Below are 25,953 nucleotides of genomic sequence, written 5' to 3'. Positions count from 1 at the left end.
GATCGTCCGTCATGGATTCTCATTCCGAGCCAACCTCCACCGTCACCCCGCCGGTCCCCGAGTCACCGCGCCCTCGCGTCTGGACGGTGCTGGTGGCGTTCCTGTTGCTGCTGACAGGCATCCTCGTGGTGAGCGTCGTGGTGGCCAGCATCGCGATAGGGGTGGAAATCGCCCGGACAGGGGTGGATCCCCGGGACAGCAAGGCCATCCTGGCCCTGACGGAGCAGCTCAAGACGATGTCCTGGCTGCAGGTGGCCGGCGTCATCACGTCGAGCCTCCTGGGGCTGACCGCCGCGCTCCTGGGCGGGTTCCTGTCCCCGAAGCCCCTGAAGGAGCGGCTGCGGCTGGGCAAGGGGACACCGTTGCCGGCGTGGGCCTGGGGCGCCGCGCTGGTGGGCTGCTTCACCATGGGACAGGCGATGGAGAGCCTGTCCGTCCTCACGGGTGTCTGGGATTACACGGCGTCGCTGAAGGGATTGCAGGCCGTGAGCCAGGGCTCGTTCGTGACCTTCGCGCTGTTGCTGTTCTTCGGCACGTTGGTGGCAGGCACGGCGGAGGAGCTCTTCTTCCGGGGCTATGTGCAGACGCGGCTGGTGGAGCGCTGGGGGAGCTGGGCAGGCATCGCAGGGGCCGCGACACTCTTCGGGTTCCTGCACCTGGACCCCATCCACAGCCCCATGGCCCTGATGATGGGCCTGTTCCTGGGCTGGCTCGCGAAACGCACGGGCAGCCTGCGCCTGCCCATCTTCGTCCACATCCTCAACAACCTGACGTCGTTCCTGCTGTCTCGCTACGCGCCGTCCACCGCGGAGCTGCCAACCTCCGTGCACGTCACGCTGCTGGTGGTGTGCTCGCTGGCGTTCGTCGGAGTGGTGCTGGCGCTGCGGCGGATGGATGCCCGGCCTCCGGAACCCGCAGTGCTCGCCGGGCCCTGACGCCTCTCTCGCCTCAAGGACCCACGGCACCGCGAGCCTTGCCCGACGCATTCGGCAGCTCTGCCGCGAGCTTCGCCCTCAACGTGGCCACGACGTTCGGATGGTCTACCGCCACATCCCGCGGTTCCAACGGATCTGCCACCGAGTCGAACAGCCGCCCCCGTACCCCATCCGGTGTCGGCAGTACGATCCTTGCTTGAGCAGATGCCATCCGCGTGGTGCGTACACGACCTGGTGGAGATGCAATCGCGAGTCGGTCAGGCAGACAGTCCAGGGCTTGGGCGCCGGGCTTGAGGTATCAAGTCATTCGTGGCTCATGAACCCACAGGGTTCTGAGGTGTCGCTGGATGCAAAAGGTCCAATGGGTCCTCCGTTTCCGAACCCTGGATTCTTGCCGGAACGACCGCGTGCGAAGGCAGCGCGGAGATCTGCGACCCCACGGCACCTGTTACGGTCGGCGCCGTCTTCTCGGAGGTTGCCTGCCGGTGCTCCTGGTTTCTCGTCCGTTGCTGCTGCTGTCCCTTCTTCTGCTGGGCTCGAACGTCACGGCTCAGGAGCCCTCACGAGGGCGTGAGTTGGTGCAGCGGCGGGTGACACTCTCCCAGTCCGCAACCGGCAGGCCCGTGGAGCTGCACGTCGCATCTGGCTCCCTCACTGCATTGGAGTTCGACTCCCCCGTGGATCGTGCAGGAGTGAAGCTGGGGGACGCCAGAGACCGTTTCGAGCTGATCTTGGCCACTGACCGGTTGATCATGCTCAAGCCCACAGGCGACGTGGGAACGGGTGAGCGCGTCCTGCTGACCGTACCCTTCGCGGATGGCATGGCCCCAGCACGCGCTGTTTTCGCTCCCGTCACTAACGCCACACAGGTGGATGCGCAGGTCCAGGTGTCGCGCCTGCCTCGCACGGCCGAGGCGGTGCAGGCCGAATTAGACGAGGTGCGCGCCGCATGCGCGGGAAAGAACATCGAATTGGAAGCGCTTCGGGCGCGAAGCGCGGCCACGGGACCCTCGGGCATGCTCCTGGCTGGGATGCTGGATGTCGACGGCATCCAGGTGAAAGAACTCGCGGACCCACTGGTGAAACCCACTGACGGGCTGACGGTAGAGAGTGTCACCGCCTTTCGAGGTACAGGGTGGGTTGCGCTCTCGCTTGAAGTCACGAATGAAGGGGCGGCGCCCTGGACGCCCACGGAGGCCCGACTGTCCTCGGCACGCGGTGGGCACTCCCGTGCGATGGTGGCGATGCGAGAGCCTCACATCGCTCCCGGCGGGAAGGCGCTGGTCGTGGTGGAGGCCCGTGGTGAGGATTGGCCCGAAGACGCCACCCTCCGAGTGGAACTGCGCGATAGCGCGGGAGAGCGGCGCCTTCTCATCCCTTCCCTGGTGTTCTAGAAGCGCGGGCCATGCTGCTTTTCATTCCCGCCAGCTTGAAGCCCGGGCAGATGGTGGATGGCTGGCGCGTGGTGAAGGCCCTGGGTTCGGGCTCCTTCGGCGCTGTCTACCTCGTAGAGAAAGAGGGCCAGCGTTTCGCGCTGAAGATGGCCATGCACCGCGCCAGCAGTGGAGACGCGGAGCAGTCGGACGCGCGCCTGATGCGGGAGATGGTCTGCCTGGCCCAGGTGAGCGGCCATCCCAACATCGTGCGCACGTACGCCCACGGCCGATGGAACGACGCGACCCGGGGCTGGCTCTACGTCGTCGAGGACTACGTGGAGGGCTACACGCTGGGCGAGTGGATGGAGAAGACGCACCCCACGGCGCACGAGGTGGTGGCCCTCTTCGTCAAGCTCGCCTCCGCCCTGGCCCACGTGCACGCGCGGGGTGTGTTCCACCGGGACTTGAAGTTGAGCAACATCCTGGTGCGTGCCTCCGACGGCGAGCCCTTCCTGCTGGACTTCGGGGTGGGCAGCTACGCGCAAGCGCCCGAATTGACCGACTCCCCCCTGCCGCCCGGCACCCGGCGCTACCGCTCCCCCGAGGCCACGAAGTTCCTGCGCGAGCATGGCGAGGAGTCCGAGGCGCGCTACGCCTTCAAGGCCACGGATGATGTCTACGCGCTGGGCATCTGCCTCTATGACCTGCTGACGATTGCGCGCCCCTGGAGTGAGTCTCCGACCATGTTTCTGGGGGGCAGGTTGGAGTTGCCCGCACCGCATTCGCTCAACCCTCGGGTGCCAGCGGCCCTGGGCGCGGCCGTCCTCCATTTCGTTGCCCGGGATCCGGAGAAGCGTGCCCCCACGGCGGAGGTGATGCGGCGCGAACTGGCGGCATTGCTGCCCGAGGTGGGAATCGCTTGGAGGGATCCCTTCCACGTTCCCAAGCCCCACGTCCAACTCGCCCCCGAAGCGCCACCCCTCATGCCATCACAAGAGGTGCCTGCCTCGGCCGCCCGGCAGGGACTGATGACCGCGCGAGGGGCCTTCATGGTGGCGCTTGCCGTGCTCCTGGGCGGCCTCGTGCTCTGGCGCTTCACGACGCCCTCGGAATCTCTTCCCACTGCACAGCGGACGCCGTTAGCGCCCTCCTCCGCATGGCAGGTGAATCCAGAGCCGAAGCAACCTGCTCCCCCTCCAGCGCCCGCCACGATGCCCCCTGAAGTAGCCTCTCCCGTGTCCGCACCCGAGCAGAAGGAAAGTCCTCCCGTGAAGCGCGCTCCCTCGCCCATGTCTCCGCCGCCCGCTCCCGCTATCAGGAAGCCAAAGCCCCTGGCCGTCTCCCCGGGCTGGCCCCCGGCGGAATGGGGTGGCTTCCTCAAGACGTGCGCGGGTCTGACCGCCGCCGCTACCCTCCAGATGGGCTGCCCGGGAGCCCAGGTGCGGCCTGAGGCCGCGGACTGCCCCGAGGCCGCACGCAAGGCAATGTTCACCAAGAAGGCGGACGGCGGGTTGGGGTTGCGGAAGAATGCCTATGTCGCCTTCTACGCGGACGCGCGTCAGAAGCGCGCGGGTCATGATGGGATCTTCCGCGAGGGGCCCGTGACGGGTGAGGTGTATACCGACGACCGGCCCGAACTTCCCAAAGGCACGCTGCTGTACGGCTACCTGTGGACGGGGAACAAGGACCGGCTGCTCGGACGCTACACCGAGGCCCGGCTTCCGAATGGCCAGAGGGTGCCGGTCTGCATCGAGGTGGGAAACCACGAGGACCTCGGATGGGGCACCTGGGCAGAGGAGTCCAAGCCGGGCGAGATCGTGACTCGCAGTAACCTGTCTGGCATCGCGGTTGAACGTTGGCGTTGAGGCTTCTTCCCGACGTAACACCCATTTACAGTTCAGCCCTTGTTCTTCTCACCCGGAGTGAGAGGGATTCCGGGGGACGTTGAACCCGCCGCGTCGTTCCACGGGCGCGATGCGGGTACTACCTTGCAAGTTCCTTCGCGCGAATTCCTCTCGCGCGGGCGCAAGGGGTATCCGCATGGCCCATCCGTCCAACCCACCGCTCTCCAGCGGCGTCGTGCTCTTCACGCAGGGGGACACCTCCTACGAATTTTTCCGGGAGCTGGGAGTGGGGCGGCTGGGAGAGCGCGTCCTGCTCGCCTTCGTCCGGACGCCCCAAGGGCTGGGCGACTGTGTGGTGCTCAAGTGCATCCCCTTGCCGCAAGGCGAAGAGCTGTGCGAGGGCTTTCAGCACACGCGGACGCGGCTGGAGGAAGAGGTGCGGCTCGCGCGCTACCTCCAGCACCCGCGCATCGCCCGCGTCCATGGGCTTGTCGAGATGACGCATGGGCTGTGCGTGGTGGTGGAGAACCTGGAGGGGCTATCCCTCAACACGCTGCTGTCGGTGGCCCAGGCGCGCGGGCGCTACTTCTCCGAGTCCTTCGTCCTCTACGTGGGCGCGGAGGTCGCGGCGGCGCTGGACCATGCGCATACGCGCACGGATGAAGCGGGCACGCCACTGGGCATCGTCAACCGCGACGTCAACCCGGGCCGCATCCGCCTGGGGCCACGCGGTGAAGTTCGGATGACGGACTTCGGCGTGGCCCTCTCCCGGCTGACGGGGCGCGTGGCGACGTCCTTCCCCCGGCCCCAGGGCGAAGTTCTCTATGCAGCGCCGGAGGCATTGATGGGTGACGCGGCGGATGCGCGAAGTGACCTCTTCTCCCTGGGGCTGACGTTGCTGGAGTTCGCCACGGGCCGGCACCTCTACGACCCGGGCCATCTGCTCGCGGAAGGGGTGGAGGCACGGCTGTCGCGGGAGGAACGGGAGAAGGTGCTCGCGGCGTCCGTGGCTTCCCTGGGGCTCAATCTGCCGCCCTTCGCGGAGGACGTCATCCGGTGCGCCATGTCCTACCGTTCCGTGGACGTGGCGCGCGCGGCGGAAGGGCTGTCCGTGCCACTGCGCGACATCCTCCACACGTTGCTACGATCCGAGCCTTCGGAGCGCTTCGCCACAGCATCGGAATTGGAGGGCCTCCTCCGCGCGCGGCTGGAGCAGTTGCCGCCCTACTCGGCGGAAGACGCGGTGAAAGAGGTTCAGCAAGCCCTCGCGGAAGCGGAAACCCAGCTCTGGGACATTGAGGTGCCGGATGATGAAGGCGGGATTGCAGTGCGCATGCTCGACACATCACACCCGGACGGAATCTCGACCGAGCCCGCGCCTCGTTGGGGCTCGCGGAAGAGTTCCACAACAGCACGCCATCCGGACGAGGTGACGACGGCACCAGGCGCTGGAGCTCGCCAAGCCGGGAGACGGCAGCCAACAGTCTGAAATCCAGATTCTCGCCTCTGGGCATGCGGCGCCGTCCTGGAACTCAACGGTCGGCGCGTCCCGGATTCAGCCGTCGAGGACCCTGTCCGCGACCCTCCTTGGAATCCTGCACGGGACCCCATTCAGAGGCTTGTGGTCACGGTGATGAGACTGTTCCTGGGCTGGCTCGCGGAACGCACGGGCAGCCTGCGCCTGCCCATCTTCGTCCACATCCTCAACAACCTGACGTCGTTCCTGCTGTCTCGCTACGCGCCGTCCACCGCGGAGCTGCCAACCTCCGTGCACGTCACGCTGCTGGTGGTGTGCTCACTGACGTTCGTCGGAGTGGTACTGGCGCTGCGGCGGATGGATGCCCGGTCGCCAGAGCCTGTGTTCTCCGGGCCCTGAAATCATCTCAGGGGCCTACGGCACCGCGAGCCTCGCCCGTCGCATCCGGCAATTCCGCCGCCAGCTTCGCCCTCAGCGTGGCCACGACGTTGGGATTCTCTCCGGCCACGTCGCGCAGCTCGGACGGATCCGACACCGTGTCGAACAACTGCACCCGCACCCCATCCGGCGTCGGCAGCTCCAGCAGCTTCCACCGCCCCAGGTACAGGCCTCGATGCCGAGCGCGGAGCACCGGCCCCTCCCACTCCGGCTTGAGGGCAATCTCCCCCGTGTCCCCCTCCACCATCGCAATCTCATACAGCCACGGGTACGGCATGCGCACCTTCTGGTAGGCCTGCCCATCCCGGTCGCTGAACCAGACGTCCGTTTCAATCAGCGCCGGCACGTCCGGCAGCGGCTTGGGCTCCGCGCCCGGCCTCGCCAGCGACGCCAGCGAGCGCCCCCGGAACGACTCCGGCGCGGGCACACCCAGCAGGTCCAGCACCGTGGGCGCCACGTCCAGCGAGCGCGCCCGCTGCGTCACCTCCCGCCCTGACGCCACCTGCCCGGGCAGCCGCACCACGAACGGGATGCGCAAGCCCGCGCGGCCCCACAGGTGGTCGCCGTGCCCCTGGCCCAGCCCCTCGTCCTCCAGGTGCTCGCCGTGGTCCGACAGCAGGACCACCAGCGTGTCGTCCCACCGCCCCCGCCGCTCCAGGTCCGCGCGCACGCTCCCCACCAGCCCGTCGAACGTGCGCACCGCCGCGTCGTAGTTCGCCGCGAGCGCCGCGACGTCGTCCGGCGTGGTCGCGGGCGCGTTCGGCTCCACCTCCATCCGGGGAGTCGCACCGAAGCGCCACGGTCCCCGGTAGCCGTGCTCCACGTACTGGCCCTCCTGCGGCCACGGCGCGGCGTAGGGGAAGTGCGTGGACGACGCGAACACCACCAGCGCGAACGGCGCGTCCTCCGGCATTCCGTCCAGCACGTGCCGCACCCGCGTGCGCAGCGGGGCCGGGTCCGTCAGCTCCGGGAACTCGCCCCGCTCCTTGAACAGCCCCGGCGCCAGCGCCGTCCACGGCAGCAGCGCCACGTGGGTGATCAGCATCCGCTGCCGCACCAGGTCCGGGAAGCGGAAGTCCGGCGCGGACACCACCTGGAAGCCGTACGGGAAGCGCGAGAAGTGGTCCCCCGCGTAGTCCGCCACCACCGCCGTGCGGTAGCCCTGCGCCTCCAGCGCCGTGGCCAGCGTGGTGAGCTTCGCCTCGCGCGCCTCGCGTCCCACCAGCGTGTGCACCACCGGGTGCTCGCCCGCGTACTGCGACGTGAGCAGCGTCGTCCACGACGGCGCCGTGCGCGGCACCTGCACCACCGTGTCGTTGAAGCGCGTGCCTTCCCCCATCAGCCGGTCGATGTTCGGCGACGTGGCCCGCGAATAGCCGTTGCCCGACAGGTGGTCCGGCCTGAGCCCGTCCGACGCCAGGATGAGCAGGTTCGGCCGCGCGGGCCCGCTGTCCTCCGCTCCGCCCTCCGTCCGCGTCAGCCCCAGCCCCGTGAAGCCCGCCACCGCCGCCGCGGCCGTCACGCCGCCCATCGCGCCGCGCCAGCGGGGGGACTCGGACAGCCACCGGCCCACCACCGCCAGCACGCTCAACACCGGGAGCACCAGCGCCGCCATGACCCAACCCGAGGGCTGCGTGCCGCTCAACCCCCGCAGCACCGCCGCCGTCACCTCCGTGCGCGCGTACAGCGTCGCCGCGTACAGGTGCGGATGGCGCGCCATGTCCCCCGCCAGGAGGAACGCCTCCACCACCAGGCACCCCAGGCCGCTCAGCCAGAACACCGCGCGCCGGCTCCGCCCCGCCGCCCACAGCCCGGCCCCCAAGAGCGCCCCCAGCACCAGCCCCACCGCGCAGTACGCGCCAATGAGCCGCGCCACCTGCCACAGCACCACGCCGCGCCACGTGTCCCAGACGTACTGCGTGACGAGGCCGCTCTCGTTCCCCTGGTAACCCAGTTGCATGTTCAGCAGGGCACAGAGCGTGTAGAGCAGCAGGAAGACGAGCAGGCCCGCCCGGCAGCCAAGCAGGAGGGCGCGGGCGAGCGTCGGCGGTGTGGGGGCGAAGGCGGGCATCCTGGGGCAGCGTGGTCACGAATCCCACGGCGGTCACCCCATGTCCGGGCAGAGTGCCCACGCCCGGACGGACGGGGGGTAGGAATTCCGCTCCCGGTGTCTCCCGGGCCGGTTTTCCAGGCCCCGCACGCGCGCGTCCCGCTTCTTTCCTCCGGGTCCGTCACTGGACTGGCGAGCAGGGGTTGCGGGCTCTAGTGTTCAGGCGCCTCTTTCTTCACCGGGAGCCGGAACGCCCATGTCCTTTACCCACCTTCACCTCCACACCCTCTATTCGCTGCTGGATGGGGCCATCCGGATGAAGGACCTCATCAAGACGGTGAAGGAGAAGGGCATGTCGAGCGTGGCCGTGACGGACCACGGCAACATGTTCGGCACCATCGACTTCTACAAGAAGGCGAAGGACGCCGGCATCAAGCCCATCCTCGGCCTGGAGGCGTACGTCGCGGGGCCCAAGGGGCGCGAGGACCGCTCGGAGAAGGTGGCCCACCACCTCATCCTCCTGGCCAAGAACGCGGAGGGCTACGCGAACCTGCGCTACCTGTCCTCCACCGCGTACATGAACGGGTTCTACTACCACCCGCGCATCGACAAGCAGGTGCTCGCGGAGCACAGCAAGGGCCTGGTCGGCCTCACCGCGTGCCTGGGCGGTGAAGTGACGAGCGCGTGCTTCCGCGGCGACATGGACCACGCCCGCCGCGTGGCCGCCGAGTACAAGGGCATCTTCGAGCCCGACAGCTTCTACCTGGAGGTCCAGTCCAACGGCATGGCCGAGCAGGACAAGGCCAACGAGAACCTGAAGCAGCTGTCGCGCGACCTGGACATCCCGCTCGTCGCCACCGCGGACGCGCACTACATCAAGCGCGAGGACGCCAAGGCGCACGAGCTGCTCATGTGCATCGCCAGCGGCAAGACGCTGGCGGACAACAAGCGCCTGCGCCACTCCACCGACAAGCTCTACGTCACGAGCCCGGAGGAGATGCTCGGCTTCTTCGCGGACTCGCCGGAGGCCGTGCACAACTCCATGCGCATCGCGGAGATGTGCAACGTGGAGCTGAAGCTGGGCAAGCCCATGCTCCCCACGTTCAAGGTGCCGGACGGCCACACGCCGGACACCTTCATGTCGGAGCTGGCCTACGAGGGCCTGCGCCAGCGCTTCAAGGAGCTGGAGGGCCAGTACCCCATCGACCGCGAGCAGTACCAGGCGCGCCTCACGCTGGAGCTGGGCGTCATCCAGCGCATGGGCTTTTCCGGCTACTTCCTCATCGTCCAGGACTTCATCAACTGGGCCAAGGACCACAACATCCCGGTGGGCCCGGGCCGTGGCTCCGGCGCCGGTTCGCTGGTGGCCTACGCGCTGCGCATCACCGACCTGGACCCCATCCCGTACAACCTCCTCTTCGAGCGCTTCCTCAACCCGGAGCGCGTGTCGATGCCGGACTTCGATATCGACTTCTGCCAGGACCGGCGCGACGAGGTCATCAAGTACGTGGGCCGCAAGTACGGCGAGATGAACGTGGGGCAGATCATCACGTTCGGCTCACTCAAGGCCAAGAGCGTGCTGCGCGACGTGTGCCGCGTCTTCGGCCTGCCCTTCAGCGAAGGCGACCGCATCGCCAAGCTGGTACCGGAAGTCCTCAACATCACCTTGAAGGAGGCCATCGAGATGGAGCCTCGCCTCAAGGAGATGATCGAAAAGCCCCAGAACATCGGTGAGGTGGAGGGCAACCCCGTCACCACCAAGGACGTGCTGGAGATTGCCCTCGCGCTGGAGGGCCTGCACCGCCAGCCCGGCATGCACGCCGCGGGCGTGGTCATCGCGGACAAGCCGCTCTGGGAGTTCGTGCCCGTCTACCAGCCGCCGGGCGAAAAGATCCTCATCACCCAGTTCGCCAAGGACGAGGTGGAGGCCGCGGGCCTCGTGAAGTTCGACTTCCTCGGCCTGAAGACGCTCACGGTCATCCAGCACGCGCTGGACCTGGTGAACCGCAACCACGGCAAGGACATCAAGCGGCACGAGATTCCGCTGCACGACGAGAAGATGTGGCAGCTGATGGCGGAGGGCGACACCGCCGGCGTCTTCCAGATGGAGTCCAGCGGCTTCACCGAAATGGTGATGAAGCTCAAGCCCACCTGCTTTGAAGACGTCATCGCCGCGGGCGCGCTCTACCGCCCGGGTCCGCTGGACTCCGGCATGGTGGACGTCTTCATCAACCGCAAGCACGGCCGGGAGAAGGTGGCCTACCCGCACCCGAAGCTGGAGCCGGTGCTCAAGGACACCTACGGCGTCATCGTCTACCAGGAACAGGTGATGCAGATCTCCCAGGTGCTGGGAGGCTACACCCTGGGACGCGCGGACCTCCTGCGCCGCGCCATGGGCAAGAAGAAGGCCGAGGTCATGCAGGCCGAGCGGGCCGGCTTCCTGGAGGGCTGCAAGGCCAACAACGTGGACCTGAAGGTCGCGGGCGAAATCTTCGACCTGATGGAGAAGTTCGCCGAGTACGGCTTCAACAAGAGCCACTCCGCGGCGTACGGCCTGGTCACCATCCACACGGCGTGGCTCAAGGCCCACTACCCGTGCGAATTCATGGCCGCCCTTCTCACCAGCGAGAAGGACAACACCGACAAGGTGGTGAAGCACATCGGCGAGGCCCGCGAGTCGGGCACGCAGGTGCTGCCGCCGGACGTGAACCAGTCCGACATGGCCTTCGGCGCGGTGGAGGGGAAGATCCGCTTCGGTCTGGGCGCCATCAAGGGCGTGGGCGAGGGCGCCATCGAGTCCATCCTGGAGGCGCGCAAGGAGGGCCCCTTCAAGAGCCTCTTCGACTTCTGCGAGCGCGTGGACGGCCGCCGCGTCAACCGCAAGGTCCTGGAAGCGCTGGTGAAGGCGGGCGCCTTCGACTTCGAGAAGCGCCCCCGCGCGCAGCTGTTCGAAACGATTGAGCGCGCGATGAACCGCGGCTCCTCCAGCCAGAAGGACCGCGCGGCGGGCCAGAGCTCGCTGTTCGGCATGCTCGCGGGCCCCGCGTCCTCCGGCACCGGCCTCAAGGACGACTACGCGCAGGTGGAGGAGTGGCCGGAGAAGGAGCGCCTGGCCTTCGAGAAGGAGGCCATCGGCTTCTACGTGTCCGGCCACCCGCTGTACCAGTACGAGAAGGAGCTCAAGCGCTACGCGCGGCCCATCACCGCCGTGCAGCGCGCGCGCCGCGACGAGAAGCTCACCGTGGCGGGCATCATCACCGTGCTGCGCGAGCGCCCCACCAAGACGGGCAAGCGCATGGCGTGGGTCACCATCGAAGACCTGTCCGGCTCCACGGAGCTGGTGTGCTTCCCGGGCAAGGACGGCACGCGCAACGTGATGGGCAAGGACGGCAAGTGGTCCAAGCAGGGCCCCAAGCCGGGCTACGAGCACTGGGAGCACCTGCTCAAGTCGGACGACCCCATCCTCGTCACCGGCACCGTGCAGATTTCCCAGCGCGACGAGAACACGCCCACCGCGGAGCTCATCGTCGAGGACATCCAGAGCCTCAAGGCCGTGCGCGAGAAGCGCACCAAGCGCCTGGAGCTGCGGCTGCCTGCGGAAATCGTCACCGAGGAGCGGCTGGCCAAGCTCAACGAGCTGGCGAAGAAGTACGCGGGCGCGACGCCGGTGGCGGTGAGCGTGCTGTTCCCCGGCGAGGCGGAGGCGCACATCTCCGGCACCACCCTCAAGGTGCAGGTGAACGACGATTTGCTCCTCGCGGTGGACCGCCTCTTCGGGCAGAAGGTCGTGGAGTTCGGCTGACAGCGAAAGGAAGCGACTCCATGGCGGACAGCGTGTTCAAGGACGGGCTGCTCAAGGGCAAGACGGCGTTCGTCTCCGGCGGCAGCAGCGGCATCAACCTCGGCATCGCGACCGCGTTCGTGAAAGCGGGCGCGAAGGTGGCCATCAACGGCCGCAACGTGGAGAAGCTGGAGGGCGCGGTGAAGGGCCTCCAGGCCCACGGCACCGCGATGGGCGTGGCCGCCGACGTGCGCGACTACGCGTCCGTGGAGAAGGCCCTCCAGCAGGTGAAGGACGCGTACGGCGAGATCGACGTGCTGGTGTGCGGCGCCGCCGGCAACTTCCCCGCGCCCGCGCTGGGCATGTCCTCCAACGGCTTCAAGGCGGTGATGGACATTGACGTGCTGGGCACCTTCAACGTGTCCCGCGCCGCCTTCGAGCACCTGCGCAAGCCGGGCGCCTCCGTCATCAACATCTCCGCGCCCCAGGCCTACCTGCCCATGGCCATGCAGGCCCACGTGTGCGCCGCCAAGGCCGGCGTGGACATGCTCACCCGCGTGCTCGCCATCGAGTGGGGCGGCGCGGGCGTGCGCATCAACGCCATCACCCCGGGCCCGATTGAGGGCACGGAGGGCATGAGCCGCCTGGCCCCCTCGGAGGGCTCGCGCCAGAAGCTCGCGGAGGCCCTGCCGCTCCAGCGCTTCGGCACCCCGGACGACATCGCCCGGCTGGCGCTCTTCCTGTCGTCCGACGCCGCGTCCTTCATCACCGGCGCCATCATGGTCTGCGACGGCGGCCAGTCCCTCCTGGGCGGCGCCGCGCTGCTCCAGGCGATGAACGGCTGACTCGCGGGGGATGTGCGAGTTTCCGGCCCTGTTTCGTAGGGGCCGGAGGATGTCTGCTAGAAGGCACTGCAACCCCGCGTGTGGTGGACGCTGCCGCGCGGGGCTGCTCGCTGGACGGAGACATCCATGTCCCCACGGATCGCTGTGCTCGCCCGTTGTCTGGGGCTGAGCGTGCTGTGTCTGGGCCTGTCGCTGGGCTGCACTGAACCCGGAATCTCCCCGCAACCTCCGCCCGAGGTGGAAGGCGTGGTGGACGCGGCGGCCTCCACGGTGACGGTGGACCGGCCCACGGGGGTGCTCGCGAACGGCGACGACGTGGCGGTCGTCACCGTGACGGCGCTGCGCAAGGCGGACGGCTCGCGGCTGTCCGGGCGCGCGGTGTCCGTGACGGTGGAGGGGGAGGCCGCGTCCGTCCTGGAGTCCGCGGCCATCACCGACAGCAACGGCATGGCGCAGGCGCGGGTGGAGTCCACGGTGCCGGGCGTGAAGACGGTGAAGGCTTCGGTGATGGACGACACCGGCAAGAGGGTGCCGCTCACCCAGGCGGCCACGGTGGAGTTCGTGGACGTCCGCACGGTGAAGACGCTCGCGTTCCGCTCGGCGCTGCCGGATGGCGTGGCGGGCGTGCCGATTGAAGGCCTGGTGGTGGAGGTCCGGGATGGCAGCGGCGCGGTGGTGGCGGACAGCACGGCGGAGGTGACGCTGTCGCTGGGCTCCGGCGGCATCGTGTTCCCGGAGGGCCTGCTGACGGTGGCGGCCGTGAACGGCGTCGCGACCTTCCCGGACGTGGTGCTGGAGCGCGCGGGCGCCAACTACCACTTCATCGCGAACGCCCCGGGCTTCGAGCCGGCCGCGAGCACCTTCTTCAAGGTGCTGCCCGGTCCGGTGGCGGCGCTGGGAGTGGACCGCTTCCTGGATGACGCCACGGCGGGCGTGGCGCAGGACCAGGAGGTCACGCTCGCGGACCGGTACTCCAACACGGTGACGACCTACACGGGCACGGTGACGCTGACGTCCACGGACGCGGCCGCCACGCTGCCCTCCCACACGTTCACCGCCGCGGACGCGGGCAGGTTCACGTTCCAGGGCATCACCTTCCGCACGGCCGGGAGCCAGGTCCTGACCCTCAAGGACAGCGCGGGGGCCTTCTCGTTCGACTTCCCCGTGAACGTGGCCGCCGCGTTGCCCACGCACATGGTCTTCACGCAGCAGCCGGCTTCACCCGTGTCGACGCGCGCTTCCCTGGGGACCGTGAAGGTCGAGCTGAAGGACCCCTTCGGCAACACGTCGCGGGTGTCGGGCATCATGGTGCACGTATCGGTGCCGGCGGGTGCCTTCACGCTGTCGGGAGGACCTCAGCAGTGGGCTGACGACGGTATCGCGACGTTCCCGGACTTGAGCATCGCGGGGCATGGCACCACGCACCTGATTGCCTCCGTGGCTCCGCTCCAGCTGCAGGACGTGAACAGCGAGGACGTGGTCGTCTCCGACACGCAGGCGCCGGCCGCCGCGGCGGGCTTCAGCGCGACGGCGGTGTCCAGCGATGGCATCCGGCTGGACTGGCAGGCCCCGGGCGACGACGGTGTCCTGGGCACGGCCAAGCGCTATGAGCTGCGCCAAGCCACGTCCGCCATCACCGACGCCACCTTCGACTCGGCCACGCTCGTGACGGGCGTGGGCGCGCCGAAGACGGCGGGCACGGCGGAGTCCTTCACCGTCACCGAGCTGACGGCGAGCACGACGTACCACTTCGCCCTGAAGGCGTTCGACGGCGCGGGCAACGCCAGCGCGCTCGCCACCGCGAGCGCCCCCACTGCCAGCCTGTGCGACGGTCATGTGTGCACGCCGCCCGCGTCGCAGTGCGCGGAGGACGGCACGTCGCTGGAGGTGTACGCGTCGGTATGCGTCGTGCGGAACGGCGCGCCGACCTGCGAGGACGGCGAGACGACCCTCCAGGCCTGCCCCGGCGCGGACGCGGTCTGCTACGCGGGCGCGTGCACCACGGCGCCGCACCCGGGCGCGGGCGAGCTGGTCCTGTCGGAGGTGATGCACTCGCCGTCCGCGGGCACCACGGAGTACCTGGAGCTGACCAACACCACGTCGAAGCTGCTGGACGCCAACGGCCTGGTGGTGAACCTGGTGGACGGCGCGGGCACGGCATCGACCCTCACGGTGAACCACGGCCACGCGCTGCTGGTGCCGGCGGGAGGCCGCACGGTGCTCGCGCAGGACGCGAACTTCACGCGCAACGGTGGCGTGGCGGCGAACCACGCCTGGGGCACGGACCTCTCCCTGGACAACACCGGCTCCATCACCCTCAAGCAGGGCGCGGTGACGGTGGACAGCCTGACGTACACGAGCGCGTTCCCTCGGACGGAGGGCCGCGCGATGAGCCTCGCGTCCAGCATCGTGGGGACGAAGGGCAGCGCGCAGTCCTGGTACTGGTGTGACTCCACCGGCAGCCTGTCCGGCGGGGACCGGGGCACGCCGGGCCAGGCCAACGACGACTGCGGCCAGACCGTGGACAAGCCGCTCTTCTCCTGCATCGTCTACTACCCGAAGACGTTCCCGTCGCCTGACGGCGTCTACCCGGAGTTCATCTCCACCACCGACAGCTACGACATCCTCAGCCGGTTCGAGAGCCACGACGTCACGACGCGCAACGAGCAGGGCAACGACTTCTACCCCTTCATCGAGGCGCAGGTGGGCTACGGCACGGACACCACCAACCCCGCGGGCTGGACGTGGATACCGGCGGACTTCAACGCGCAGTACAGCATCTCCGGCTCCTGGAGCGACGAGATGAAGGCGCCGCTGCGGATCCCCACGCCCGGCACGTACAGCTACGGCTTCCGCTACCGGTTCACGGACCCAGGAGCGCCGTGGGAGTACTGTGACCGGGACGGCAAGACGGTGCCGCCCTTGGGCCGCTACGGCTCGGTGCTGGTGGCCAAGGAGCCGCTGACGAACCACGTGGTCATCAGCGAGTTCAGCGGGGGCAAGGGCTCGGGCCTGACGGACGAGTTCATCGAGCTCTACAACCCGACGAACAAGGACGTGGACCTGTCCGGCTGGCAGGTGAGCTACAAGCCCGCGACCGGGGCCTGGGACCCAGCGAGTGCGGTCACCATTCCGGAGGGATATGTCATCCCCGCCCACGGTTACTTCCTCCTGGGCGGAGCCAACTTCACCGGTGATGGCACGAGCCTGACCGACCTCTCGTACACCTTCGACGCAACAGCCTCCACGACCGGTGGCGGCCACATCCGCGTCCAGCGCCCCGTGACCGGGCCCGAGGGCACGACGTACGTGGACGTGGACACGCTGGGCTTCGGCGCCGGGGATTCTCCTGAAGGCACCGCGGCCCCTGCCCATCCCGAGGCGGGGGGAAGCCTGGAGCGCAAGGCCGTGGCCTCCTCTGACTCCACCACCATGGCCGCGGGGGGCACGGACGCCGCCCGGGGCAATGGGCAGGACACGGACAACAACGGCGTGGACTTCGTGCCCCGCGCCACCCGGCAGCCCCAGGGCACCACGAGCGCGCTCGAGTACCACTGACGCCCCCGCTTCACCCTGAGCCGCCCCAGGAAGGCCGCCTCCGGCACGCACGCCGGGGCGGCCTTCCGCCGTTGGGGCACCGCCCGCCCGTCCGCCGCCCGACGAACGGGGCAGGGGAGGGCGTCCACTGCCCGGCACCCGCGAGCGCCACGCCACACGGATGCTGCCAGGGAGGACGGAGCGCATTAGCTTTGAGCCCTTTCCTGACACCCACGGCTTGAGAGGAGCCCATCCCGTGTCCGAGCCCCTGGTCCCCGACGCCGCCCGCCATGTCACCTGCCCGCCGGAGGAGTTCCGCCGCGCGAGCGAGGAGGCCCTGGCCAAGGCCCGTGACGGCATCGCTCGCCTGAAGACGCTGCCCGCCTCCACGCCTCCCAAGGAGGTCCTGGAGCTGTTCGACGAGTCCTCCGCCGCGCTGGATGACGCCGCCGCGCGCGCCAGCGTCGTGCGCCACACGCACCCGGAGGCCGCCCTGCGCGAGGCCGCGGAGAACGCCGAGCAGGCCATCGAGAACCTGGCCAACGACATCCGCATGGACCGGGGCGTCTACGACGTCCTGGCGCGCGTGGACCTGTCCCAGCAGGACGCCGCCACGCGCAAGTGGATGGAGAAGGTGCTGCGCGACTTCCGCCGCGCCGGCGTGGACCGCGACGACGCCACCCGCGCGAAGGTGAAGGCGCTCCAGGAGGAGCTCGTCCGCATTGGCCAGGAGTTCAGCCGCAACATCAGCCAGGACACCCGCAAGGTGGCCCTACCCCCGTCCGCGCTGGACGGCCTGCCGGAGGACTACGTGCGCGCGCACGCCCCCGGCGAGGACGGCCAGGTGCGCATCTCCACGGACTACCCGGACCTGGTGCCCTTCCTCACCTACGCGCGCGACGGCAAGGCCCGCGAGGAGCTCTGGCGCGCCAACCGCCAGCGCGGCTACCCCGCCAACGTGAACGTGCTCCAGAACCTGGTGCAGAAGCGCCACGAGCTGGCCACGCTCCTGGGCTACCCGCACTGGGCCGCCTACGCCACCGAGGACAAGATGGTGCGCACCGCGGACGCCGCGGGCACCTTCATCCGGAAGATCGCCGACGCGTCCGAAGAGCGCATGAAGCGCGACTACGCGGTGCTCCTGGAGCGCAAGCGCAAGGACGACCCGAACGCCGACAAGGTGAACCCGTGGGACTCCGGCTACCTGGATGACCGCGTGAAGGCGGAGCAGTACGCCTTCGACTCGCAGACGGTGCGCCCCTACTTCGAGTACACGCGCGTGAAGCAGGGCGTCCTGGACCTCACCGCGCGCCTCTTCGGCGTCACCTACAAGCCGGTGAAGGACGTGCCGGTGTGGCACCCGGACGTGGAGGCCTACGACGTCTATGAGGGCGCCACGCTCAAGGGCCGCTTCTTCCTGGACATGCACCCGCGTGCGGACAAGTACAAGCACGCGGCCCAGTTCACGCTGACCAGCGGCAAGTCCGGGCGGCGGCTTCCGGAAGGCGCGCTCATCTGCAACTTCCCCAAGCCGGGCACAGAGCCCGCGCTCATGCAGCACGGCGACGTGGAGACCTTCTTCCACGAGTTCGGGCACCTGCTGCACCACATCTTCGGCGGCCACACGCAGTGGGCGGGCCTGTCCGGCGTGCGCACGGAGTGGGACTTCGTGGAGGCCCCGTCGCAGATGCTGGAGGAGTGGGCGCGCGACGTGACGTGCCTGCAGACCTTCGCCAGGCACTACCAGACGGGCGAAGCGCTGCCCGCGGAGCTGGTGGAGCGCATGCTCGCCGCGGACGAGTTCGGCAAGGGGCTCTTCGTGCGCCAGCAGATGTTCTACGCGGCGCTCAGCCTGGAGCTGTACCGGCGCGACCCGAAGAACCTGGACGCCACCGCGCTCGTGCGCGAGCTGCAGGGCCAGTACATCCCCTTCCCGTACCTGGAGGGCACGTACTTCCACCTCACCTTCGGGCACCTGGACGGGTACTCGTCCAACTACTACACGTACATGTGGTCGTTGGTCATCGCGAAGGACCTCTTCACCGTGTTCCAGACGAAGGGGCTGCTCAACCCGGAGCCCGCGCAGGCCTACCGCCGCGCCGTGCTGGAGCCGGGCGGCTCCGACGACGCCGCCCGCCTGGTGCACCAGTTCCTGGGCCGCGACTACGACTTCCGCGCCTACGAGGCCTGGCTCAACAAGGCCGCGTAGGACGCTGACGGCACGGCAGCCCCAGGAGGCTGGGGCTGCCGGTGCTCACCGGTGCGTCACTCCACGGTCGTCTGCTGCACCTTCCAAATCTCCTCCGCGTACTGCTTGATGGTGCGGTCGGAGGAGAAGATGCCCGCGCGGGCCACGTTGATGATGCACTTCTTCGTCCAGGACTCGGGGTCCCTGTAGGCGCGCGCCACGTCCTCCTGCTTCGCCGCGTAGGACGCGAAGTCCGCCAGCACGAGGTAGCGGTCCTCGTTGAGCAGGCTGTCCACCAGCGGCTGGAAGAGGTTGCGGTCCTCCGGGGAGAAGAAGCCGGAGCGGATGAGGTCCAACGCCTCGCGCAGCTCCGTGTTGGCCTCGTACACCTCGCGCGGCCGGTAGCCGGCCTTCTTGCGCGCGATGACCTCATCCGCCGTGAGGCCGAAGAGGAAGAAGTTCTCGTCGCCCACCGCGTCGCGGATCTCGACGTTGGCGCCGTCCAGCGTGCCCAGCGTCAGCGCGCCGTTGAGCATCAGCTTCATGTTGCCCGTGCCGGAGGCCTCCCAGCCCGCCGTCGAGATCTGCTCGGACACGTCCGCCGCGGGGATGATGCGCTCCGCCAGGCTCACCCGGTAGTTGGGCAGGAACACCACCTGCAACCCCGTGGCGCCCGCGTCGCTGTTGACCACCTCCGCGATGCCGTTGATGAGCCGGATGGTCAGCTTCGCCAGGTGGTAGCCCGGCGCCGCCTTCGCGCCGAAGAGGAACGCGCGCGGCGTGATGACGCTCGCCGGGTCGCGCCGCGCCTTCATCCACAGCGCCACGATGTGGACGGCGTCCAGGAGCTGCCGCTTGTACTCGTGCAGGCGCTTGATCTGCACGTCGAAGATGGCGTCCGGGTTGAGCTGCACCCAGCGCAGGTCCCTCACGTGCTGGGCCAGCTCCTCCTTGTTGGCGCGCTTCACCTCGCGGAAGGCCTTGCGGAACTCCGGGTCCTCCGCGTGCGGCTCCAGCTTCTGGAGCTGGTCCAGGTCCGTGGCCCAGCCCTCGCCAATGCGGCTGGTGATGAGCTTGGACAGGCGCGGGTTGCACCACGCCAGCCACCGGCGCGGCGTCACGCCGTTGGTCTTGTTGTTGAAGCGCTCCGGGTACATCTGCGCGAAGTCCGGCAGCACGTCGCGGCGCAGGAGGTCCGTGTGCAGCGCGGCCACGCCGTTGATGCTGTGGCTGCCCACGACGGCCAGGTGGGCCATGCGGATCTTCTTCTCCGGGCCCTCCTCCACCAGGCTCATCCGCTGCTGCTTCTCCACGTCGAACGGGTAGCGGATCTGCACCTGGCGCATGAAGCGCTGGTTGATCTCGAAGATGATTTCCAGGTGACGGGGCAGGAGGCGCTCGAACAGCGACACCGGCCAGCGCTCCATGGCCTCCGCCAGGAGCGTGTGGTTGGTGTAGCCGAACGTCTCCTGGGTGATGGACCAGGCCTCGTCCCAGAGCAGGCGCTTCTCGTCCACCAGCACGCGCATCAGCTCCGCCACGCCAATGGCCGGGTGCGTGTCATTGAGCTGGATGGCGCACTTGCGGCTGAAGTCACGGAAGTCGCTGTGGTTCTTCAGGTAGCGCCGGACGATGTCCGCGATGGAGCACGCCACGAAGAAGTACTGCTGCTTCAGGCGCAGCTCCTTGCCCGCCTGGAACGCGTCGTTGGGGTAGAGGACCTTGGAGATGACCTCCGAGTCGTTCTTCTCCACCACCGACCGCTCGTAGTCACCGGCGTTGAACAGCAGCAGGTCGAACTCGGCGCTCGCGCGCGCCTGCCACAGCCGCAGCGTGTTGACGGTGTTGTTGCCGTAGCCCGCGATGGGCGTGTCGTACGGCACGCCGATGACGGTCTTGCCGCCCACCCAGCGCGCCACCGGCCGGCCATCCGGACCCTGGTGGTGCTCCACGCGCCCGAAGAAGCGCACCGGCACCGCCTTCTCCGGCCGGACGATCTCCCACGGGTTGCCGAACTTCAGCCACTCGTCCGCGCGCTCCACCTGGTGTCCCTCCACCAGGTCCTGGGAGAAGATGCCGAACTCGTAGCGGATGCCGTAGCCCATGCCCGGGTAGCCCAGGGTGGCCAGCGAGTCCAGGAAGCACGCCGCCAGCCGGCCCAGGCCGCCGTTGCCCAGGCCCGCGTCCGGCTCCATCTCCAGGAGCTGCGACAGGTCCACGCCGACTTCCTGCATGGCGGCGGCCGCGGCCTCGTACATGTTGAGGTTGAGCAGGTTGTTGCCCAGCGCCCGACCCAGCAGGTACTCCGCGGAGAGGTAATAGGCGCGCTTGACGTCCTGCTCGTAGTAGGTGCGCGCCGTCTTCACCCAGCGGTCCGTGAGGCGGTCGCGGACGGCCAGGGACAGGGCCATGAAGCGGTCATGCGGAGTGGCCGTCTCCGGGTTCTTGCCGCGCGAATACCGCACGTGTTCGAAGAAGCCGCGACGGACGCTGGCCGCGTCGAGCCCGGTGCGTCCGCTGTCTTCGGGAGCTCCCGAGGCGGAGGGCGGGGGCGGGGCGGGGCGCGCGGAGGCGGGAGGAGCCATAAGTCGGTCGTCTCGGAGGGTCGCGAAGGGGTTGAAGTACAGCCGGGAGTGCCCGCGCTTTGACGCGGGACGCCCATGGCGGAAGGCTACCGTGTCGCGCCAGCCCAGGGCAGGGGAAACCCACGCCGCTCCACAGGGTCGGCCGCTTCCTCCGCCAGGGAGGGAAGGTGCCCCGGGACCCGCCGTGACGCGGCGCGGCCCCAGGGAATGACAGGACAGACGTGCGCGGGAGCCGTCGTGAGAAGAACCGGAAGCACGCGGAATTGGGGTAAAACGCTCTTGAATGTCCCTCCCCCTGGATGACCTGGAGCAGCGCATCGCCCTCACCCGGCCGGGGGACACCGTGCGGGGGCTGAGCTTCGCGGCGGTGCTGCGGCTGACGCACCAGCGGCTGGGGCGCGACGCCGCGGAGCGCCTGCGCGCGCCGCTCATGCAGCGCAGCCCCGTGGACTTCTTCTCCTACCCGGCGGTGGACTTCCTGCGCCTGATGGCCTTCGCGTCGGAAGCGCTCCAGCCCGAGTACGGCACGCGCGAAGCCGCCCTGCGGGCGTGCGGGGAGGCCATCGTCGGGACCTTCTTCGAGTCCACGGTGGGGCAGACGCTGCTGCGCCTCACCGCCGGCGCGGGCGACCCCAAGCGCATGTACAGCAACGCGCCCACGTCCTACGCCACCGCGGTGAGCTACGGGCAGCGCGAGTACCAGGCCCTGGCTGACAAGCGCGTGCGGCTGACCTTCAAGGGCGACCTGCTGCCCGTGGAGGTCCACGAGGGCATCCTCGGCGGCGTCCTCACCGCGCTCCACCGCGACGGCAGCGTGCGGGGCACCGAGCGGTGCCTGGGCGACTCCGAGTTCCTCATCGAGTGGGCCTGACGGCCCTGGCGAAAAGCGACGGGCCCCGCTCCGCCGTGAAGGGGAGGGGGCCCGTGGGCTTTGAAGCGCGGGAGGGAGGCCGGCTACTTCGTGGCGGTGGGCGGCGGGCCCGCCTGGCCGGCGACGGCGGCCACGGACACGGCGTCCAGCTGCTGGGCCATGTCATGCGCCTTGGCGAGGAAGTCCGCCGTCAGCTCCTTGGGCAGCGGATCCGCGCGGGGGAACTTCTGGGTGAGCGGGTTGGCGTAGGTGCCGTTGCGCTTCAGGCCGAAGTGCAGGTGCGGGCCCGTGGAGCGGCCGGTGTTGCCGGAGTAGGCAATCACCTGCTTCTGCCGCACGCGCTGGCCGGTGCGCACGCCGTCGCCGAAGCGCGACAGGTGCATGTACTGCGTCTCCATGCCGTTGGCGTGGCGCAGGACGACCATGTTGCCCGCGGCGCCCGCATAGCTCGCGGACACGACGGTGCCGTCCGCCACGGCCCACACCGGGGTGCCAATGGGCGTGCCGTAGTCCACGCCGTTGTGGTTCTTCACGTACTGGAGCACCGGGTGGTAGCGCGACCCGAAGCTGCTGGTGACGTGCGCGTACTTCAGCGGGCTCTTGAGGAAGGTCTTCTTCGCGCTCGCGCCGTCCTCCTGGAAGAAGTTGGCCTCGCCGTTGGGCAGCACGTAGCGGAACACGCGCTTGTTGCCCACCAGGCCGCCCTCGTACGTGGCCGCCAGCACCTCGCCGTAGCGCAGCACGCGGCCCTTGGAGACGAACTTCTCCACCAGCGCCTTGGCCTTATCGCCCTTGCGCACGTCGCGGTAGAAGTCGATGTCCCACGCGAACACGTCCGACAGCACCAGGCCGATGGACGGGTCCTCGCCGGCCGCCAGCGTCGCCTCGTACAGGGACGAGCTGATCTCCAGCGACACCAGCGACACCTGCTTCTCCACCTCGATGGAGCGCTTGCTGCCGACGTACTTCTCCCCGTCGCGGCGCACCTGCCACTCGTCCACGGTGCTCTGGCGGTAGTCGAAGAAGTCCAGCTCGCCGTTCTTCATCACCAGCCGGAACTGGTCCCCCACGCGCGACTTGCGGAAGTCGAACACGCCTTCCAGCGCGGAGATGACCGCCGTCACCTGCTCGTCGGGCAGCTGCGCGTCATGCAGCGCGCCCGCCAGCGTCTGGCGCGGCTCGATGCGGCGGTTCTTGATTTCGAACTGGGTGGCGGCTTCGGACGTCGAAGCCACCCCGAGGGCGGCAAGGCAGAGCAGGGAAGCGGTCTTCATGGGGGGCGATACAGGAGTGTAGAGGACTGTTGGTCCTCCGCCCAAATCCTGGCCGCACTTCCCAAGCCCGCCTGCCTGCTTGGGCCGGAGCCCCTTACAGCTCCACTTTCTTTTCCGAGTGGTGCTGCCCGTCGTAGCGCAGGAGGGTCCCCTTGCCGTCGTAGCGGGTGACGATGTTCACCGGCCGCCGCCAGAGGCTCTGGAGGTTGCGCAGCGTCTCCCGCGCGTAGTCGCCCTTCAGGTCCTGCCCGTCGTGCTTGTGCGCGAGCAGGAGCTCCGAGCGGTTCTCGTAGTTGCCGTCCACCACCTCGATGATGGGCTGGCCGAAGTTGGTGAGCGACGTGAGCAGCTTGTTCTTCACCTTGCGGAACTCGCGGTCCAGAATCTCCCACGAGTTGCGCTTGTCGTTGAAGCCGTAGACGAAGAGCTTCTGCTGCTGGGCGAACTCGGCGGTGAGGAACGTGTCGATGAAGGTGATGTCGTTGTAGTGCTTGCGCACCTCGAAGATCTTCTCCCGCCCCGCGCCCAGCTTCTTGTCCCAGGCCTGGCGCGCGCGAAGGTCATCGCACTCGTCCCACTCCTTGCCGAACTTGCCCTTGTTCCACCGGTCCTCAATGTCCCGCCACAGCTCGATGCCCAGCTTGTACGGGTTGATGGCGCCGGGGCGCACGCCCATGGTGCCGGAGTGGTGGTCCGCGTAGTCGATGATCTCATCATCGCGCAGCGCCCTGCGGGTCATGATGGTGGAGTGCCAGTAGCTGGCCCACCCCTCGTTCATGATCTTCGTCTGGCCCTGCGGCGCGAAGTAGTACGCCTCGTCGCGCAGGATGGAGAGGATGTCCACCTCCCACGGCTCCAGGGGCGCGTGCTCCAGCAGGAAGTAGAGCACGTCGCGCTGAGGGCGCTCCGGGAAGCGCTTGCGCTGCTGCTTCTCGTCCTCCGCGCGCTTGCGCTGGGAGTCCATGAACTCCGAAGGGTTGATGAAGCCGCGCATGTACTCGCGGTCCACCTTGAAGCCCTCCACGCGCTCGTTGGACTTGGCCTCTTCCTCCGCGCGCTGCGGGTCCGGGTTGCGGCGGATGTGGGGCGCGTGCTGGTCGATGAGGTTCTCCAGCGACAGCGTCCGGTCGATGAAGTCCTCCACCTTCTCCACGCCAATCTTGTCCACCCACCGCCGGACGCGGGTGGCGTGGTTGGCCATGTCGTCAATCATCCGGCGGTTGGTGTGCCGGAAGGAGAAGTTGTTCTTGAAGAAGTCGCAGTGACCGTAGACGTGGGCCATCACCAGCTTCTGGTCCACCTCCGGGTTGCTCTCCATCAAGTACGCGTAGCAGGGGTCGTTGTTGATGACGAGCTCGTAGATCTTGGAGAGCCCGTACTCGTACCCCTTCGCCAGCTGCTCGTACTCCATGCCCCAGCGCCAGTGGGGATAGCGGGTGGGGAAGCCGCCGTAGGCGGCCACCATGTTCATCTCGTCGTAGGACACCATCTCGAAGACGGTGTCGAAGAAATCCAGGCCGAACTCCTTGGCGTAGCCGTGGATTTCATCCCGAAGCGCGGCGAGTCGCGGTGTGAGGCTCTTGGGCATGGGGCGGTGGCTCCGGAAGCGGGATGACAGAAGCGCTCTCTTCAGCGCCCCTTGCCGAGGAAGTCCTTGATGGAGGCGTAGATGGCGTCCTTGTCCGCGATCTCGCTCAGCGCGACGTTGGTCGAGTCACCCACCGCCTCGCGCAGGTCCTTGATGAACTGCCCGCTGCCGTAGGGGGACTCCACCTGCCCGTAGGCGAACTGGTTCACCTGCGGGAGGATGTCGTTGCGGAGCATTTCAATGCACTGGCGCGTGTCATCCGCGCTCCAGTTGTCCCCGTCGCTGAAGTGGAACGGGTAGATGTTCCACGCGCTCTTCGGGTAGTCCGCCTGGATGATGTCCCGGCACAGCTTGTACGCGCTGGAGATCATCGTCCCGCCGGACTCGCGGGTGTGGAAGAACGTGTCGCGGTCCACTTCGCGCGCCACCGCGTCGTGGATGATGTAGCGCGACTCCAGCCCCTTGTACTGGTGCTTGAGCCACGTATCGAGCCAGAAGCTCTCGATGCGGACGATCTCCTTCTGCTCGTCCCCCATCGAACCCGACACGTCCATCATGTAGATGATGACCGCGTTGGTCTCCGGCAGCTCCTGCAGCTTGTAGCTGCGGTACCTGCGGTCCTCGCGCGTGGGGATGATGACCGGCATCTTCGGGTCGTAGGTGCCGGTGGCGATCTGCCGCTTCAGGGCCTGCTTGAAGGTGCGCTTGAAGTGGCGCAGGGACTCCGGGCCCGTGGTGTTGACGCCGGTGTACTTCACCTTCTGCGTGACGATGCGCTCGTTCTGCCGCCGCTCGATGCGCGGCAGCTGGAGCTCTTCTCCCAGAATCTGCGCCAGCTCCTCCAGCGTGACGTCCACCTCCAGGGCGTGGTCTCCCTCGCCCTGGCCGGCCTGGTGCCCGTCCCCGGGCTCTACCGCCCCGGGGCCGAGCTGCTGACCTACGTCACCGTCACCCTGTCCGACGCCGCCCTGCTCCTTGTGGCCGTACTTGAAGCGCGGGATGTCGATGAAGGGGATGGGGATGCTGATGGCATCCTTGCCCTTCTTTCCCAGCATCTCGCCCTTCTGCACGTACTTGCGCAGGTTGGCTTTGATCTTCCCGCGGACGATCTGTTTGAAGCGGGAGTGGTCCTGGTGGATCTTCAAGGTCACGGTGTCACGTCCC

Annotated in this window: 15 protein-coding genes; 10 read left to right on the top strand and 5 right to left on the bottom strand. The window is 68.3% G+C overall.

All coding sequences use genetic code 11. The features are described 5' to 3' along the window. Positions 1–11: 11 nt before the first annotated feature. From NR792_RS18460 to NR792_RS18440, 5 genes are all read left to right on the top strand, one after another. The gene (locus NR792_RS18460) at positions 12–935 is read left to right on the top strand and encodes a lysostaphin resistance A-like protein (RefSeq protein WP_375761326.1); all 924 of its coding nucleotides are present in this window, start codon (positions 12–14) and stop codon (positions 933–935) included. A gap of 506 nt (positions 936–1,441) precedes the next feature. After that, the gene (locus NR792_RS18455; RefSeq protein ID WP_375761325.1) at positions 1,442–2,329 is read left to right on the top strand and encodes a DUF2381 family protein; all 888 of its coding nucleotides are present in this window, start codon (positions 1,442–1,444) and stop codon (positions 2,327–2,329) included. A gap of 11 nt (positions 2,330–2,340) precedes the next feature. Then, positions 2,341–4,176, top strand: a complete 1,836-nt coding sequence (locus NR792_RS18450; protein WP_375761324.1) for a serine/threonine protein kinase — start codon at positions 2,341–2,343, stop codon at positions 4,174–4,176. A 175-nt stretch (positions 4,177–4,351) separates the two neighbouring features. Next, the gene (locus tag NR792_RS18445) at positions 4,352–5,644 is read left to right on the top strand and encodes a serine/threonine protein kinase (RefSeq protein ID WP_375761323.1); all 1,293 of its coding nucleotides are present in this window, start codon (positions 4,352–4,354) and stop codon (positions 5,642–5,644) included. Positions 5,645–5,776: 132 nt separating this feature from the next. Continuing rightward, on the top strand, positions 5,777–6,031 hold the full coding sequence (locus tag NR792_RS18440; protein ID WP_375761322.1) for a type II CAAX prenyl endopeptidase Rce1 family protein: 255 nt from the start codon (positions 5,777–5,779) through the stop codon (positions 6,029–6,031). A 7-nt stretch (positions 6,032–6,038) separates the two neighbouring features. On the opposite strand, the gene NR792_RS18435 is transcribed toward NR792_RS18440, so the two are convergent. Further along, on the bottom strand, positions 6,039–8,141 hold the full coding sequence (locus NR792_RS18435; protein WP_375761321.1) for a sulfatase: 2,103 nt from the start codon (positions 8,139–8,141) through the stop codon (positions 6,039–6,041). Between the two features lie 235 nt (positions 8,142–8,376). Between NR792_RS18435 and dnaE the strand changes: the two genes are divergently transcribed. The 4 genes from dnaE (at position 8,377) to NR792_RS18415 (ending at position 18,492) form a co-directional block, all read left to right on the top strand. After that, positions 8,377–11,922 carry a DNA polymerase III subunit alpha gene (gene dnaE / locus NR792_RS18430; protein WP_375761320.1) on the top strand — a complete coding sequence of 1,182 codons (3,546 nt, stop codon included), beginning with the start codon at positions 8,377–8,379 and terminating at the stop codon, positions 11,920–11,922. Positions 11,923–11,942: 20 nt separating this feature from the next. After that, positions 11,943–12,746 carry an SDR family oxidoreductase gene (locus tag NR792_RS18425; protein WP_120524683.1) on the top strand — a complete coding sequence of 268 codons (804 nt, stop codon included), beginning with the start codon at positions 11,943–11,945 and terminating at the stop codon, positions 12,744–12,746. 126 nt (positions 12,747–12,872) lie between these two features. Next, on the top strand, positions 12,873–16,304 hold the full coding sequence (locus NR792_RS18420) for a lamin tail domain-containing protein (RefSeq protein WP_375761319.1): 3,432 nt from the start codon (positions 12,873–12,875) through the stop codon (positions 16,302–16,304). A gap of 235 nt (positions 16,305–16,539) precedes the next feature. Further along, positions 16,540–18,492 carry a M3 family metallopeptidase gene (locus NR792_RS18415; RefSeq protein ID WP_375761318.1) on the top strand — a complete coding sequence of 651 codons (1,953 nt, stop codon included), beginning with the start codon at positions 16,540–16,542 and terminating at the stop codon, positions 18,490–18,492. A gap of 56 nt (positions 18,493–18,548) precedes the next feature. Here NR792_RS18415 and NR792_RS18410 read toward each other — a convergent pair whose 3' ends face one another. Further along, the gene (locus NR792_RS18410) at positions 18,549–21,056 is read right to left on the bottom strand and encodes a glycogen/starch/alpha-glucan phosphorylase (RefSeq protein WP_375761317.1); all 2,508 of its coding nucleotides are present in this window, start codon (positions 21,054–21,056) and stop codon (positions 18,549–18,551) included. 283 nt (positions 21,057–21,339) lie between these two features. Between NR792_RS18410 and NR792_RS18405 the strand changes: the two genes are divergently transcribed. Next, positions 21,340–21,927, top strand: a complete 588-nt coding sequence (locus NR792_RS18405; RefSeq protein ID WP_375761316.1) for a DUF2378 family protein — start codon at positions 21,340–21,342, stop codon at positions 21,925–21,927. Between the two features lie 83 nt (positions 21,928–22,010). Here the strand turns inward: NR792_RS18405 and NR792_RS18400 are convergent, their stop codons facing one another. From NR792_RS18400 to NR792_RS18390, 3 genes are all read right to left on the bottom strand, one after another. After that, on the bottom strand, positions 22,011–23,201 hold the full coding sequence (locus NR792_RS18400) for a M23 family metallopeptidase (RefSeq protein ID WP_375761315.1): 1,191 nt from the start codon (positions 23,199–23,201) through the stop codon (positions 22,011–22,013). A 94-nt stretch (positions 23,202–23,295) separates the two neighbouring features. Then, the gene (locus tag NR792_RS18395; protein WP_375761314.1) at positions 23,296–24,789 is read right to left on the bottom strand and encodes a SpoVR family protein; all 1,494 of its coding nucleotides are present in this window, start codon (positions 24,787–24,789) and stop codon (positions 23,296–23,298) included. Between the two features lie 41 nt (positions 24,790–24,830). Beyond that, complete coding sequence (locus NR792_RS18390; RefSeq protein WP_375761313.1) at positions 24,831–25,940, bottom strand: DUF444 family protein; 1,110 nt, start codon at positions 25,938–25,940, stop codon at positions 24,831–24,833. Between the last annotated feature and the right edge of the window lie 13 nt (positions 25,941–25,953).

The sequence above is a fragment of the Corallococcus exercitus genome (genome assembly GCF_042231735.1).
In the GTDB taxonomy this organism is placed as follows: Bacteria; Myxococcota; Myxococcia; order Myxococcales; family Myxococcaceae; genus Corallococcus; species Corallococcus exercitus_B.
The sequence above is the reverse complement of the archived record's forward strand: the minus strand, read 5'-3'. Positions and strand labels throughout refer to the sequence as shown.

What these genes read in the sequence shown, in the direction of transcription:
- NR792_RS18460 (WP_375761326.1), top strand. Translation starts at nt 12, where the DNA reads ATGGATTCTCATTCCGAGCCAACCTCCACCGTCACCCCGCCGGTCCCC.
- NR792_RS18450 (WP_375761324.1), top strand. Translation starts at nt 2,341, where the DNA reads ATGCTGCTTTTCATTCCCGCCAGCTTGAAGCCCGGGCAGATGGTGGAT.
- NR792_RS18445 (WP_375761323.1), top strand. Translation starts at nt 4,352, where the DNA reads ATGGCCCATCCGTCCAACCCACCGCTCTCCAGCGGCGTCGTGCTCTTC.
- NR792_RS18435 (WP_375761321.1), bottom strand. Translation starts at nt 8,141, where the DNA reads ATGCCCGCCTTCGCCCCCACACCGCCGACGCTCGCCCGCGCCCTCCTG.
- dnaE (WP_375761320.1), top strand. Translation starts at nt 8,377, where the DNA reads ATGTCCTTTACCCACCTTCACCTCCACACCCTCTATTCGCTGCTGGAT.
- NR792_RS18425 (WP_120524683.1), top strand. Translation starts at nt 11,943, where the DNA reads ATGGCGGACAGCGTGTTCAAGGACGGGCTGCTCAAGGGCAAGACGGCG.
- NR792_RS18420 (WP_375761319.1), top strand. Translation starts at nt 12,873, where the DNA reads ATGTCCCCACGGATCGCTGTGCTCGCCCGTTGTCTGGGGCTGAGCGTG.
- NR792_RS18410 (WP_375761317.1), bottom strand. Translation starts at nt 21,056, where the DNA reads ATGGCTCCTCCCGCCTCCGCGCGCCCCGCCCCGCCCCCGCCCTCCGCC.
- NR792_RS18405 (WP_375761316.1), top strand. Translation starts at nt 21,340, where the DNA reads ATGTCCCTCCCCCTGGATGACCTGGAGCAGCGCATCGCCCTCACCCGG.
- NR792_RS18400 (WP_375761315.1), bottom strand. Translation starts at nt 23,201, where the DNA reads ATGAAGACCGCTTCCCTGCTCTGCCTTGCCGCCCTCGGGGTGGCTTCG.
- NR792_RS18395 (WP_375761314.1), bottom strand. Translation starts at nt 24,789, where the DNA reads ATGCCCAAGAGCCTCACACCGCGACTCGCCGCGCTTCGGGATGAAATC.